This is a genomic window from Pseudoruegeria aquimaris, from assembly GCF_900172235.1.
GTDB lineage: Bacteria > Pseudomonadota > Alphaproteobacteria > Rhodobacterales > Rhodobacteraceae > Pseudoruegeria > Pseudoruegeria aquimaris.
Genome location: NZ_FWFQ01000002.1, coordinates 190,307 through 202,623, shown reverse-complemented (window position 1 = coordinate 202,623; position 12,317 = coordinate 190,307). Strand labels below are relative to the sequence as shown.

General features: G+C 62.5%; 14 protein-coding genes. 11 read left to right on the top strand and 3 right to left on the bottom strand.

Annotated features, from left to right (window positions below; genetic code table 11):
- The first annotated feature begins 35 nt into the window (after positions 1–35).
- From PSA7680_RS02360 to PSA7680_RS02315, 10 genes are read left to right on the top strand one after another with little or no spacing between them, the layout of a single operon-like run.
- The gene (locus tag PSA7680_RS02360) at positions 36–800 is read left to right on the top strand and encodes an ABC transporter ATP-binding protein (protein ID WP_085867052.1); all 765 of its coding nucleotides are present in this window, start codon (positions 36–38) and stop codon (positions 798–800) included.
- On the top strand, positions 793–1,515 hold the full coding sequence (locus PSA7680_RS02355) for an ABC transporter ATP-binding protein (protein WP_085867051.1): 723 nt from the start codon (positions 793–795) through the stop codon (positions 1,513–1,515). Before PSA7680_RS02360 ends, PSA7680_RS02355 begins: the two co-directional genes overlap by 8 nt.
- Entirely contained in the window at positions 1,515–2,546 is a 1,032-nt protein-coding gene (locus PSA7680_RS02350; protein ID WP_085867050.1) for a branched-chain amino acid ABC transporter permease, read from the top strand. Before PSA7680_RS02355 ends, PSA7680_RS02350 begins: the two co-directional genes overlap by 1 nt.
- 1 nt (position 2,547) lies before the next feature.
- Positions 2,548–3,606 (top strand): branched-chain amino acid ABC transporter permease, encoded by a 1,059-nt coding sequence (locus PSA7680_RS02345; protein WP_085867049.1) that lies wholly within the window; start codon positions 2,548–2,550, stop codon positions 3,604–3,606.
- Positions 3,603–4,388 (top strand): alpha/beta fold hydrolase, encoded by a 786-nt coding sequence (locus PSA7680_RS02340; protein WP_085867048.1) that lies wholly within the window; start codon positions 3,603–3,605, stop codon positions 4,386–4,388. The genes PSA7680_RS02345 and PSA7680_RS02340 overlap by 4 nt, the downstream gene beginning before the upstream one ends.
- Positions 4,385–4,981 (top strand): TetR/AcrR family transcriptional regulator, encoded by a 597-nt coding sequence (locus PSA7680_RS02335; RefSeq protein WP_085867047.1) that lies wholly within the window; start codon positions 4,385–4,387, stop codon positions 4,979–4,981. Before PSA7680_RS02340 ends, PSA7680_RS02335 begins: the two co-directional genes overlap by 4 nt.
- On the top strand, positions 4,978–5,757 hold the full coding sequence (locus tag PSA7680_RS02330; RefSeq protein ID WP_085867046.1) for an enoyl-CoA hydratase/isomerase family protein: 780 nt from the start codon (positions 4,978–4,980) through the stop codon (positions 5,755–5,757). The genes PSA7680_RS02335 and PSA7680_RS02330 overlap by 4 nt, the downstream gene beginning before the upstream one ends.
- The gene (locus PSA7680_RS02325) at positions 5,750–7,240 is read left to right on the top strand and encodes an AMP-binding protein (protein ID WP_085867045.1); all 1,491 of its coding nucleotides are present in this window, start codon (positions 5,750–5,752) and stop codon (positions 7,238–7,240) included. The genes PSA7680_RS02330 and PSA7680_RS02325 overlap by 8 nt, the downstream gene beginning before the upstream one ends.
- Positions 7,233–7,589 (top strand): MaoC/PaaZ C-terminal domain-containing protein, encoded by a 357-nt coding sequence (locus tag PSA7680_RS02320; RefSeq protein WP_085867044.1) that lies wholly within the window; start codon positions 7,233–7,235, stop codon positions 7,587–7,589. The genes PSA7680_RS02325 and PSA7680_RS02320 overlap by 8 nt, the downstream gene beginning before the upstream one ends.
- Complete coding sequence (locus PSA7680_RS02315; protein WP_085867043.1) at positions 7,583–7,957, top strand: hotdog family protein; 375 nt, start codon at positions 7,583–7,585, stop codon at positions 7,955–7,957. Before PSA7680_RS02320 ends, PSA7680_RS02315 begins: the two co-directional genes overlap by 7 nt.
- A gap of 237 nt (positions 7,958–8,194) precedes the next feature.
- Here PSA7680_RS02315 and PSA7680_RS02310 read toward each other — a convergent pair whose 3' ends face one another.
- The 3 genes from PSA7680_RS02310 to PSA7680_RS02300 form a co-directional block, all read right to left on the bottom strand.
- Positions 8,195–9,817 carry a L,D-transpeptidase family protein gene (locus tag PSA7680_RS02310; RefSeq protein ID WP_085867042.1) on the bottom strand — a complete coding sequence of 541 codons (1,623 nt, stop codon included), beginning with the start codon at positions 9,815–9,817 and terminating at the stop codon, positions 8,195–8,197.
- Between the two features lie 526 nt (positions 9,818–10,343).
- Positions 10,344–10,934, bottom strand: a complete 591-nt coding sequence (locus PSA7680_RS02305) for a L,D-transpeptidase (protein WP_085867041.1) — start codon at positions 10,932–10,934, stop codon at positions 10,344–10,346.
- A 94-nt stretch (positions 10,935–11,028) separates the two neighbouring features.
- The gene (locus PSA7680_RS02300) at positions 11,029–11,697 is read right to left on the bottom strand and encodes a TIGR02466 family protein (RefSeq protein ID WP_176244062.1); all 669 of its coding nucleotides are present in this window, start codon (positions 11,695–11,697) and stop codon (positions 11,029–11,031) included.
- Between the two features lie 177 nt (positions 11,698–11,874).
- Here PSA7680_RS02300 and PSA7680_RS02295 point away from each other — a divergent pair, with 177 nt between their 5' ends.
- Complete coding sequence (locus PSA7680_RS02295; RefSeq protein WP_085867039.1) at positions 11,875–12,297, top strand: hypothetical protein; 423 nt, start codon at positions 11,875–11,877, stop codon at positions 12,295–12,297.
- Positions 12,298–12,317: the final 20 nt, after the last annotated feature.

Genomic DNA, 12,317 nt, shown 5'->3' with positions numbered 1-12,317 from the left:
CTTCTTGCCGCCCCGGGGCATCAGGACTTCATCCAATGACCCAGATACTCTTGGAAACTGACGCACTCACCGTGCGGTTTGGTGGGCATGTGGCCGTAGATGCGGTGACCTGCCGATTTCCGGCCGGAGAGCTGACGGCAATCGTCGGGCCCAACGGCGCAGGAAAGACGACATACTTCAACCTGATCTCGGGTCAGATTGCGGCGACCGCAGGAAAAGTGATCCTGAACGGACAGGACATCACCCGCCTCGGTGTCGCCGAGCGCTGCCGGCGAGGCCTGGGGCGCGCCTTTCAGCTGACCAACCTCTTTCCCGGCCTTTCGGTTCTTGAAAACCTTCGGCTGGTGATCCAATCGCGCAAGCACCAAGGCTTCGGGCTGTTTTCGATGGCGGACAGCCACAGCGAACTGACGGCGGAAGCCAGCGGCATTCTGGAGCGGGTGCGCCTCGATACGCAGAAAGACCAACTGGTGTCCGAACTGTCGCATGGCGATCAGAGGAAGCTGGAGGTTGCCATGCTTATCGGCCTCGATCCGCTGGTATACATGTTCGACGAACCGACCGCAGGCATGAGCGTGGACGAGGCGCCTGTGATCCTGGACCTGATTGCGGAGATCAAGGCCAATACCAGCAGAACCGTGCTGCTTGTCGAGCACAAGCTCGACGTGATCCGAACCCTGGCCGACCGCATTATCGTTTTGCACAATGGCGCCCTGGCCGCCGACGGCCCACCCGCCGAAGTCATGGCCTCTTCCGTGGTGCAGGAGGCTTACATGGGTAAGGAACTGGATCATGTCTGACCCGATCCTGACACTGAAAGCCGTCCATACCGACATCGCGCAGTACCACATCTTGCAGGGTGTCGACTTTGAGGTGCCCCGTGGCGAGGTGACGATGCTTCTCGGCCGCAACGGCGTCGGCAAGACCACCACGCTGAAGACGATCATGGGGCAATGGACCGCGAAATCGGGCGAGATACTCTATGACGGTCAGGACCTGAAGCGCCTGCCGGTTTCCGCTCGCGCCCGCGCCGGCATCGGCTTCGTGCCCGAGGACATGGGCATCTTCAGCGATCTGACCGTCGAAGAAAACATGGTACTGGGTGCCACTTCCGGCCCGCTCGACCCGCAACGGAAAGAGTGGCTGCTGGCCGCTTTTCCGGCGCTGGGGACTTTCTGGAACAGCGAAGCGGGAAACCTGTCGGGGGGGCAAAAGCAGATGCTCTCCATTGCCCGTGCCATGGCCGAAGACCGCGAACTGTATCTGATCGATGAGCCCACCAAGGGGCTGGCGCCAGCCATCATTGCGACCATGGCAAACGCCCTGCGCGAGCTGAAGGCACAGGGCCGTTCGATCCTTCTGGTGGAACAGAATTTTTTAGTCGCCAAAGCCCTGGGAGACAGCGCGGTCGTCATGGATGACGGGCGCGTAATCTGGACAGGGGCCATGGCGGAACTTGCAAGCAACAAAGACCTTCAGGAAAACCTGATGGGTTTGAGCATGGAGGCGCACTGATGACCGCCGCTCCCGATCACAGACCAACCTTCGCGGACGTGTCGCTGGGCGAGCGTCTGGGCAAGGCGATGCCCTTTCTGTTGATTCCGATCCTCGTCGTGCTTGGGTTCTTCGCGATCGGCGCTCCTTCATCCTGGCTGACCTTGACGGTGTCGGGCCTCGCCATGGGCATGATGATCTTCATCATGGCGTCGGGGCTTACGCTGGTGTTCGGCCTGATGGATGTCATCAACTTTGGCCACGGTGCATTCGTCTCCGTCGGGGCCTTCATCGGAATCTCGGTCCTGATTGCGCTTGGCGACTGGACCGGCGCGACCTCACTGCTGCTCAACATGTCGGCGGTTTTTCTTGCCGTCGCGGCTGCCATGACCGTGACCGGTGCCTTGGGCTGGGTGTTCGAAAGAGTGATCGTCAAACCCGTCTACGGCGCGCACCTCAAGCAGATCCTTGTCACCGTTGGCGGCCTGATCGTGATCGAACAGCTGATCCATGTGATCTGGGGGCCGGACGAGATCTTCATCAACCGCCCCGAGATGCTGAAAGGCGCGATTACATTCGCAGGCGCCGCGATGGAAAAATACCGCCTTCTCGCCGTGGGGATCGGAGCTGTTCTGTTCATTGCCATGCGCATGATCCTGCGCCGCACCAAGATCGGGTTGATCGTCCGGGCAGGGGTCGAAAACGGCCCGATGGTCGAAGCGCTGGGATACCGGCTGCGCGTGGTCTTCATCGGTGTTTTTGTCGCCGGCTCAGCGCTTGCCGGTTTGGGCGGCGTGATGTGGGGCCTGTATCAGGAAGTGATCACGGCGGGCATGGGCGAACGGATGATGGTCCTTGTTTTCATCGTGGCAATCATCGGGGGGCTCGGCTCGGTCGAGGGCGCTTTCATCGGGGCGCTCCTGGTCGGGCTCTTGCAGAACTACGTGGCATTCCTTGAACCCAAACTGGCGCTTGTGTCCAACATCGCGCTGATGACCGCAATCCTGATGTGGCGGCCACAAGGCATGCTGCCTGTCGTGAAGGCCAAGTGAAATGATCGTACGTCTGATATCCGGCGACACGCCCCGTTCTCCCGTTCTGACGGCGCTGCTGCTGCTGATCCTGATATGCCTGGCCGGAGCGCCGTTCATTTTTGAAGGCGTCCGTGCCTTGGACACCGCTGCCCGGATCTGCATCTTCATCGTGCTGGTTGCAGGCTATGACCTGCTGCTTGGCTACACCGGGATCGTGAGTTTTGCCCATACGATGTTTTTCGGCATGGGGGCCTATGGTGTCGCGCTTGCGTCCACACATATGGGGCGCGGGTTTGATGCTCTGCTGGTGGGCTCGGTGCTGGGCGCTTTGGCGGCGATCGTCCTGGCGCTGCTGATCGGTCTGTTCAGCCTCAGAGTGCGGGCGATATTCTTTGCGATGATCACGCTTGCCGTTGCCTCTGCGGTCGCGGTTCTCGTGTCACAGTTTTCCGACATCACCGGTGGTGAGGACGGGCTGACCTACAAGATCCCGCGCGTTCTGACCTCCGCCAACAGGATGGGCGAGGTGATGGGCGTCAAGTTCACCGGGAAAACCCTGAACTACTACCTTATCTTCTTCAGCTCGCTGGTGCTGTTCCTGCTCCTGCTGCGCATCGTGAATTCTCCGTTTGGCCGTGTCCTGCAAGCCATCCGCGAGAACGACTTTCGAGCCGAGGCAATCGGCTACAGGGTCGTATGGTATCGCACTGCCGCAACCTGCATGTCGGCGGCCACCGCTGCGCTTGCCGGAAGCCTGTTTGCAATCTGGCTGCGGTATGTCGGACCGGACACGACGCTCAGCTTTGAGATCATGCTCGACATTCTCCTGATGGTCGTCATCGGCGGCATGGGGACGATGTATGGAGCGGTGCTGGGGACGGTGCTCTTTGTACTTGCTCAAACCTATCTGCAAAATCTCATGGGCGCCGCGTCTCATGCCACGGAAGGTTTGCCGTTGATCCCGGATCTTCTGGATCCCGACCGTTGGCTGATGTGGCTGGGCATCCTGTTTGTTCTCAGCGTCTATTTCTTCCCGACCGGCATCGTCGGTCGCCTGCGCGGGCAGCAGTCCACATGAGCGTTCCGCTTGTTTTCTTGCACGGTTGGGCCATGAGTGGCGCGGTTTTTGATGGGGTGAAAACACTGCTCGGGCCGGGGTTCGACTGTCATGCACCCGATTTGCCGGGGCATGGCTCCCGGGAATTGGATGAACCGAGCCTTGCACGTTGTGTCGAGGTTGTGAGCGGTATCGTCAACCAGATGGATCATCCCGTTCTGGTCGGCTGGTCCATGGGGGCCGCCATTGCCTGGCAGTATCTCCTGCAGGAAGGCAGCCGGAACCTGAGCGGGCTGGTTACCATCGACATGAGCCCGCGATTGCTGCCTGACGATCAGTGGGCGTTTGGATTGGGTGGCCAGAATACCGAGGCCGTTCTGTCCACGTCCTCGAAGATCGAGTTTCAATGGCGCGGCATGGTCGACAACATTCTGCACAACATGTACGCGCCCAACGCTGCCGAGGAGGCGAATGAGGCCAAGATGAGAGCGCTACTGTTGAGGCAGGACCCCGCAGCGCTGCGCCCGATCTGGGACGAACTTGTTGCAATGGATGCGCGGCAGAGCATCGCCGCGATCGATATTCCGTACCTGGTCTGCGCGGGGGCGAAGAGCAGGCTGTATGATCCGGACGTGGCCTATTGGATCGAGCGGCATTCACCCATGGCCGAGGTGCAGATTTTCCGGAACTCCGGGCATTCTCCGCATCTCGAAGAGCCAGAAGCCTTTTGCGATGCCATCCGGCGGTTTGTCACGACACTGGAAAGCACCAACGCTGAGAGCAGGAGGACACCAACGCAATGACGAGATCCTCTGCGCCCCGACCAAAAACCAAACGCGGGGTCGAGCGCCGTGCAAAGCTCCTTGCGGCTGCCGAGCAGGTGATCGGTGAAAAGGGGTTTGCAGCCGCTTCCATCGCCGACATCACACGTGCCGCGGACACGGCACTCGGCACGTTCTACATCTATTTTCCCAGCAAGGAAGCACTGTTTCGCGAACTGGTCGAGGACATGGGCCGTGCCACGAGAACCCAGGCGACCGAGCAGATCGCGGGCGCTCCAAACCGGTTGGAAGCCGAGCGTGCCGGGCTAGAGGCCTATTTGCGCGTGGTCCGTGACCGGCCGTTGCAATACCGCATTGTCGAAGAGGCACGGTTCGTTGATCCCGAAGCCTACCGCACCTACTACACGGAGTTTGGAAAGGCCTACGCCGATCAGTTGGAGCAAGCCGCGCTGAAGGGCGAGATTTCTCAAGGCGACGCCGAGGTCAGAGCCTGGGCCCTGATGGGAATTGCGAAGGCATTGGGCGAGCGCTACGTGCTCTGGGACGACAACGTCGAAATCGACCGCGTCGTTGCCGAGGCGCACAAGTTGATCTGCAACGGTTTGGCCCCATGAGCAGGTTGGTGGCCTGGCATATGGAAGACCTGCCAAACTCCGAGCCCTGCTGTGTGATCCGCCTGCAAGCGCCCCGCGCGAATGCTCTGGAGCCCGGCATCCTGGACGAACTGCACCGTGCATGCGATGCGCTGGCGCAATCGGATGTGGCAAAAGCACTGATCACGGGCGGGCCCAATTTCTCGACCGGTGGGGATGTCGGGCGGTTTGCCGAGGCGGCACGGGCTGGGCAAGGTGAAAGCTATGCTGCAAAGGTCGTATCCGCACTGCAGGCGCTGGTTTTGCGCATGGTCGAGATGCCGGTCGTTCTGGCCTCGGCCGTGCGCGGTGCGGCAACGGGCGGGTCAGCCGGGATCGTGTTTGCCTCCGATCTTGTGGTTGCAGCGCCAGATGCCTTTGTTCAGCCCTACTATGGGGTGGTGGGTTTTGCACCGGATGGCGGATGGACTGCCCTTCTCCCGGAGTTGATCGGCGGCGCGAACGCAAAGGGTTGGATAATGGCCAACCATCGGCAGGGCGCAGAGCGGCTTGAAAGCCTTGGGCTTGTTCAGGCGGTTGATCCAAATCCCGAAGCGCGTGCCGCGAAGCTTCTGGCCCAGATCGAAACCGGCACCGCGCTGGCAACGAAATCCCTGTTCTGGGACGACAGGCGCCGGGCGGTCGTCAAAACACGGCTTGAGGCTGAGACCGAGTCTTTCAAAGCCCTGATCGGACGCCCGGAAACTCTGACCAGGATGCAGGAATTTCTTCAGCCAAGGGATGAAAGAGATGTTTGACCAGATCCCTGACATGGCCGCGAAAAGGGCGGAGCTTTCTCCCAATGGCCTAGCGTTTCATGACACCTCGTCGGCGCGCGATTGGAGCTTTGGCCAGATCAACGATGCGGCCAATGCTGTTGCGGCCGGTCTTTCTGGCCTCGGTCTTTCCGAGGGCGACCGAGTTGCCATCCTGTGCCAGAATTCCGCCGAGTTCTTCATCACCCTCTTTGCCTGCCAAAAGACAGGCATCATTCTCTGCCCCCTGAACTGGCGTCAGCCCGCGCCGGAGCTTGTCGAAACCCTGCAGCAGGTTGGCGTCTCGATCCTGCTTGCGGACGCCGGATTCCAAGAGGTTGCGGCCGAAACGGCAAAAGGGGTCAACGTACCGCTCCTGACGATTGAAGACGATCTTGCGGCATGGATCGCGCGAGGGGGCCCCAAGTTGGCGGCCCCGATCCCTTCTGATCGGCCCTGGTATCTGCTCTTCACGTCCGGGACGACGGGATTGCCCAAGTCCGTCATCCAAACCGCAGGTATGGCATGGGCAAACACCATAAACATCGGGCAAGCCATCGACATCGCATCGACCGACCGCTCCGCGTGTTTCCTGCCTTTGTTCCACACGGCGGGGATCAACCTGTACACGCTGCCCATCTTCTTGTCCGGCGGTTCATCGACGATCTTTCCAAAGTTCGATTTGGACGCCATACGCGACCTGATCGCGTCGGGTCAGATCAACCAGTTCTTCGCCGTGCCAGCGGTGTACCAGGCGTTGTCGCTTGCTCCCTGGATCGATGAACTCGACTGGCACGGCATCCGTTGCGGCTGTGGCGGCGCCCCCCTATCGGAACCACTGATCCGCTTCTTTGCAGATCGCGGTGTGAAAGTTCTGAACGGCATGGGCATGACCGAAACCGGCCCGACTGTCTTTCTGATGGACCCGGCCCATGCCGAGCAGAAGATCGGTTCCGTCGGCAAGCCGCAGATTCTGACGCAAGTTCGATTGAGCGGAGTGCCCGATGGCGAGGAGGGAGTTGGCGAGTTGCACATCAAAGGCCCCGGTGTGACGCCGGGCTATTTCGGCAACCCGGATGCCACGGCAAGCACCTTCACCGAAGACGGGTGGCTAAGAACCGGAGACGTCGCGCGCCGCGACAAGGACGGGTACTACTACATCGTCGACCGCATCAAGGACATGTACATCTCGGGCGGTGAAAACGTCTATCCGGCTGAAGTGGAAAGGGTTTTGCATTCCCATCCCGCCGTTCTCGAAGCTGCCGTGATCGGTGTGCCCGACGACAGATGGGGAGAGGTCGGCGCCGCGTTCATTCTGTTGCGACCGGAACGAACGCTTGATGCCGAAGATCTGCGTTCATGGTGCCGCGAACGTATGGCCGGCTACAAAGCTCCCGCATATGTAAGAGTTGTCGCGGATTTTCCACGCACCGCGGCCGGCAAGATTCGCAAGCCCGACCTGGTCGAGGCCTTCTGTCATGATTGACCTTCAGGAGCGCTGGATGCCGACGCAGGATGACTTCGACGCCTTTGCGCGCGTTTCCGGTGATGACAACGCGATCCACGTGGACCCGGACTTCTGCGCCAACACGACGTTCGGCCGGACGGTGTCTCACGGCATGCTGCTCTACGCCAAACTCTGGGGCATGCTGAAGAAACACGACCCATCCCTCACCACGTCTTCACAGAGTCTCATGTTTCCAAATCCGGCATTTGCCGGCGAAGCGCTGGATCTGTCCGTCAAGCAGGAGGCGCACGGGCGCCTGAAGATGCGTGCCGTGCGGGTTGCCGACGGCGCGGAATGCTTGATCGGGGAGGCCGAAATCCGATGCTGAAAGTTGGACAATCCGCTCAAATCGCCCGGCGCTACACCGAAGAAGACATACGCGCCTTCTCGTCTCTGGCGGGTTACGAAGCCGAAGGCGTCCCGGAGCCGCTGCTCGCTGCTTTGTTTTCCTACCTGCTTGGCGTCGAACTTCCGGGGTCAGGCACCAACTATCTGAAACAAGTCCTGAAGTTCCACGCTGCGGCACCACTGGACACGGTCCTGACGGCGGAAGTCTCGATTACCAATCTCCGCCCCGAAAAACAGCTGGTGGATCTCTGGGCCAAATGTACGACCCCCGACGGCGCGGTGGTCTGCGAAGGCCGGAGCTTGGTAAAAGCCAAGGATGTGGCTGGAGCCTTTCACGAACAGACATAGATCTGCAGCGCCCCCAAGATCAAAGCCGTTCTAGCCGCTCAGGGATGAGCGGCTGTTTTCTTGAGAATATCGAAGAAAACGAAGGGTTTGGGAGCGTCGGAAGGCGGATGTGCGGAGACGCGGCAGGGCATCCCGCGCTCAAGAAATTGTCGCGGCACAACAACGAGTTGTTAATTCCAAGAACGGGCTTTGGATGCCGAACGTCACCTCGTCCTCATGGTGCCCGCCATATCCGCTTCAACTGCCGTAACCGGCGTTCAGCGCGGCCAGAACCGCCGCGTCTCGGCCGTAGATGTCTTCGCGGAACTGCATCTTCCCGTTCTCCATCCATGCCGTCCAGTAGGTCAGCATCACCGGCATCGGCTCGGGCAGGTCCACGCGGGTCGTCCTGCCGCTGGCCAGGATGGCCTGCATCTTTTCCGCGCTCCAGTCCGGCGCGCCCTCCATCAGCAGCATGGCGAACTCGAAAGGCTCTTCGAGGCGCACGCAGCCAGAGGAAAGATTGCGCTCGGCGCGGTCGAAGAGGCTCTTGTCGTTGGTGTCGTGCAGGTAGACGGCATATTTGTTGGGGAACATGAATTTCACCCTGCCAAGGGCGTTGTCGTCGCCGGGCTGCTGCACCAGCGTCACCGCTGGCGTGCCGGACCAGTCCACCGAGTAGGGGTCGATCGTGGCGCCCTCGCTGTTGCGCACGATGTAGTTGTTGCGTGCGAGGTAGCCCACGTCGGCGCGGATCTTCTCCAGCTTGTCCTTCCGGAAGATGGAGGCCGGCACCGTCCAGGTGGGGTTGAACTCCATGTAGCTGATCCTGTCCTGGAACACCGGCGTCTTGCGGTAGGCGCTGCCGGTGATGGAGCGGGTCGTCCAGACGGTCTTGCCGTCGCGGATCAGGTAGGTGCGGGCGCCGGCGATGTTCACCAGCACCGCGTCGGGCGCGGCGGTGCGGGCGAGCCAGCGCATCCGTTCCAGGCTCAGCCGGATCTGGTCCACCCGTTCGGAGGCGGTGCGGTTGAGCGCGGTGAACGTCTTGGGGCCGAGCACGCCGTCGGCATCCAGCCCGTTGCGCCGCTGGAACTCCATCACCGCCGCCTGCAGGCCCGCGTCATAGGTGAGGCTTTCGTCCTGCGGGCCGAAGTAATCGCCTTCGATGGCGAGGCGGCGGCGCAGCAGCGGCACGCGGGGGTCGATCTCGCCGGGTTTCAGGACGGTCTCCGCCGGCACGCTGGGCCAGCCCCCGGCGGCTTCGAGATCGCGGTAGCGCGCGAGCGCCTCGACGAGCTGCGTATACTGCGGGTTGCGGATGGCCAGCCGCTCCATCAGGGCGCCGAACCCCGGCCCGGCGAGGGCTGCGTTCAACACCTCGGCCGGATCGGCTTCGATCACCGGACGGTTGAAGTTCCAGCCGCTGTCCAGCGTCTCCGCATCGACCTTTCCGAACACCATGTGGTGGATCAGCCGGGCGGCCGCATCGCTGGCGGCGATCTCGAAGGCGGCCTTGTCGGCATCCGAGCCCGCACGCGCCGCCTCGTAGAGCGACAGGAGCGCGGGCAGGTGGAAATCCGCCGGGCGGAAGCCCTGCGCCAACCCGCCGCCGAGGGCGTTCAGCAGGGCGCGGGCGTCTTCTTCCCCGAGCCAGGCGGGTGCGTTGCCGCGCGCTCCGTAGAACCGGGCGAGGAAGGCCCCGGAAACGATCGGCAGCCCGCGGACCTGCACCGTGCGCCCGTCCTGCAGCGCGGCGGTGAGCTCGCCGATGTCCTGCGCCACGTCGGCGGAAGCGGCGCGGGGCAGGGCGAGCACGGACAGGGCAATCGTGGCAATCAGGCGTCTTGCCAGCAGGGCGGCGCGGCCGGAACGGATCATGGGGGCTGCTCTCTTCTTGTGCTTTTGCTGTGCTTGCGGCGAGTTGAACAAGCCCGCGCTGGGGTGTCAATTCCCCAGCGGGGCGGGCGGTATCCCGATGCCCCTCCTATCCGAAAGCATAGGAAAGCCTATCCGTTCGCCCGATAGCACATATGCTTCGGCGAGATTGCATGGAAAGCCAAGCTCGCCGAAGGCGAGACCAGTGTGATGGCAGCGTTGCCTGGGGATGATAGAAGCGGCGCGCCACACGAACATGCAAGGCAAGAGCCCGCGCCAATTCCACCAGGGGAAGCCGCATTCAATAGCGGCGGAAGGGGACGGCTCCGTTGAAGGCCCTCACGGGCAGACAGCGTCTTTGCCAGCCCGCGCTTGCGGGAAATGCATGGCCGGCGAAACCTCTGCCGGCCCCGGGTCTGGGGGAGCTGCGCAATCAGCTCCCCCGTTTTCTTTTCTCGGGAACTGGCTTTGCACGGGATCTGGTTTGGCGGGCGCGGATGGCGTGGCGCGCGCAGCGGCGGCGGGCGCGTCAGAGCACGGTGACGGTGGTGCCCACCGGCACGCGGTCATAGAGGTGGATCACGTGCGAATTGAGCATCCGGATGCAGCCGTTGGAGACCGAGCGGCCGATCGAGCTTGGCTGGGTGGTGCCGTGGATCGCGTAGTAGGTGTTCACACCGTTCTGGAACAGGTAGAGCGCGCGTGCGCCCAGCGGGTTGCCGGGGCCGCCGGGCTGGACGTAGTCGCTGTCGGCAAACCTCGCATAGGTGCGCGGCTCGCGCTCGATCATCTCCTGCGTCGGCCGCCAGGTTGGCCATTCCTTCTTCACGTCGATGGTGGCGGTGCCGTGGAAGGCCAGCCCGGCCCGGCCGACGCCCACCCCGTAGCGCACCGCCTTGCCCGGCTCCACGACGTGGTAGAGGAAATGGGTCTGCGGCACGATCAGGATCTGCCCCGGGGCATATTCCTTCTTGATCTTCACGTATTGGGGCTTGAACTGCTCGGGCAGTTCGAAAGGCGTCTTCGCCGCGGTGCCCTGTGCCCGTGCGGGCGCGGCCAGCGCCGTTGCAAGGGTGGCCGATCCGGCCAGGGCGGCGGAAATGAATTTGCGTCTCTGCATCTTTGGATACTCATACAAACAACAGGTTATGGCGGAATGTTGAGGTATCGTACCTGCCGCTGTCAATGCGCAGCGCAGCGAAGGGAGGCGGGCATCAGGCGGCGGGCGGCCCGGAAAGCGGCTGCTGGCTCAGGTTGAAGCTGGTCACCACGCGCTCCGCCGCGCCGCCCCGGGCGCGGCTCAGGTTGGGCTTCACGCCGTGCTGCAGCCAGCTTGGAAACATCAGCATCCGGCCTGCGACCGGGGGGACGCTCACGTGATGCCTCAGCGCTTCCGGGCGCGGGCCTTCGTGCAGCAGGGGCTGCATCATCGCCTCGGTGCGCGGGTCGGTGAAGGTGATGTCCCCGCTGCCCTCGGGCGCCTGCACGTAATAGGCGCCGCTCCAGTGGCTGCCGGGGTGGACATGGGTCTGGTTGTAGCTGCCGGGCGCGTTGACGATGGCCCACATGCCGGTGATGGCGAGGCGATGGCGCGTGCTGTAGCCGTTGCGCCGGGAGATCTCGGCCGCGAAAGCGTCGATATGGGTCACGAGCGGAGCAAAGGCGGGCTGCCGGTGCAGGCCCAGCTGGCTGTGCCAGCCGCCGAGCGCGCGCAGGTTGGAGCGTTCGATCCCCGTGCGGTCGGCCTCGAACAGATCCTTGATGGCGAACAGAAGCGCGGCGTTCAGGGCGGCGCTTTCGGAGGCAGGCAGTTGCCGGGAAAACAGCTGCGTCGCAAACAGCGCCCCTTCCTCGATCTCCGTCTCCGATCCCATGCCGGCCATGGCGTGGCCCCCCTTGTTCTCACCGCAGTTGAACATCCGAAGCCGTGGAGGCGCAAGGCGGGAAGCGGGGCGCGCAAACCGGCGAAGAAGGCCGAGGGGGCAAATTCCTTACCGTAAGGTAAATTTCATGCTAGGGTGCGGGCCATAATTTCTTTTGAATTTCTGACGAGGACCATTATGGCACTGGAATTTCCCAAGCGGCTGCTGTGCAGCACCGCTGCCGCCGCCCTGATCTCTCCGGGCATCGCGCTGGCCGATCCGACGGCCTCCATCAACCTGTCATGGGTGTTCGGTGAGGGCGTGGCCATCGGCGTGAAGGCCTTCTCCAACGATGAATCCGGCGAAGCCGCCGCGACCATCGGGCTGGACTACCTGTTTTCCGCCCAGCAACTCCGGCCCAACGTCGGCGTGGCCTACATCGACGACGATTTCTTCATCGGCGCCGATATCGGAATGCTGAACACCGATTGGTCGAGCTTCAACTTCGGCATCGGCGTCGGCCCGGTGGACAGCCAGAACGGCGCGCCCTCCGGCCCCGGTGGCCCCGGCGGCAGCGATCCGGGGGAAGGCTCGCCCGGCGATGCCACTGCACTGCGCTGATCCAGCCGCTCCGAAACATG

Bases quoted from the DNA above. Each gene is read 5' to 3' on its own strand.
- PSA7680_RS02315 (WP_085867043.1), top strand. From the start codon at position 7,583: ATGCTGAAAGTTGGACAATCCGCTCAAATCGCCCGGCGCTACACCGAA.
- PSA7680_RS02295 (WP_085867039.1), top strand. From the start codon at position 11,875: ATGGCACTGGAATTTCCCAAGCGGCTGCTGTGCAGCACCGCTGCCGCC.
- PSA7680_RS02310 (WP_085867042.1), bottom strand. From the start codon at position 9,817: ATGATCCGTTCCGGCCGCGCCGCCCTGCTGGCAAGACGCCTGATTGCC.
- PSA7680_RS02320 (WP_085867044.1), top strand. From the start codon at position 7,233: ATGATTGACCTTCAGGAGCGCTGGATGCCGACGCAGGATGACTTCGAC.
- PSA7680_RS02355 (WP_085867051.1), top strand. From the start codon at position 793: ATGTCTGACCCGATCCTGACACTGAAAGCCGTCCATACCGACATCGCG.
- PSA7680_RS02325 (WP_085867045.1), top strand. From the start codon at position 5,750: ATGTTTGACCAGATCCCTGACATGGCCGCGAAAAGGGCGGAGCTTTCT.
- PSA7680_RS02300 (WP_176244062.1), bottom strand. From the start codon at position 11,697: ATGGCCGGCATGGGATCGGAGACGGAGATCGAGGAAGGGGCGCTGTTT.
- PSA7680_RS02345 (WP_085867049.1), top strand. From the start codon at position 2,548: ATGATCGTACGTCTGATATCCGGCGACACGCCCCGTTCTCCCGTTCTG.
- PSA7680_RS02330 (WP_085867046.1), top strand. From the start codon at position 4,978: ATGAGCAGGTTGGTGGCCTGGCATATGGAAGACCTGCCAAACTCCGAG.
- PSA7680_RS02335 (WP_085867047.1), top strand. From the start codon at position 4,385: ATGACGAGATCCTCTGCGCCCCGACCAAAAACCAAACGCGGGGTCGAG.
- PSA7680_RS02305 (WP_085867041.1), bottom strand. From the start codon at position 10,934: ATGCAGAGACGCAAATTCATTTCCGCCGCCCTGGCCGGATCGGCCACC.
- PSA7680_RS02360 (WP_085867052.1), top strand. From the start codon at position 36: ATGACCCAGATACTCTTGGAAACTGACGCACTCACCGTGCGGTTTGGT.
- PSA7680_RS02340 (WP_085867048.1), top strand. From the start codon at position 3,603: ATGAGCGTTCCGCTTGTTTTCTTGCACGGTTGGGCCATGAGTGGCGCG.
- PSA7680_RS02350 (WP_085867050.1), top strand. From the start codon at position 1,515: ATGACCGCCGCTCCCGATCACAGACCAACCTTCGCGGACGTGTCGCTG.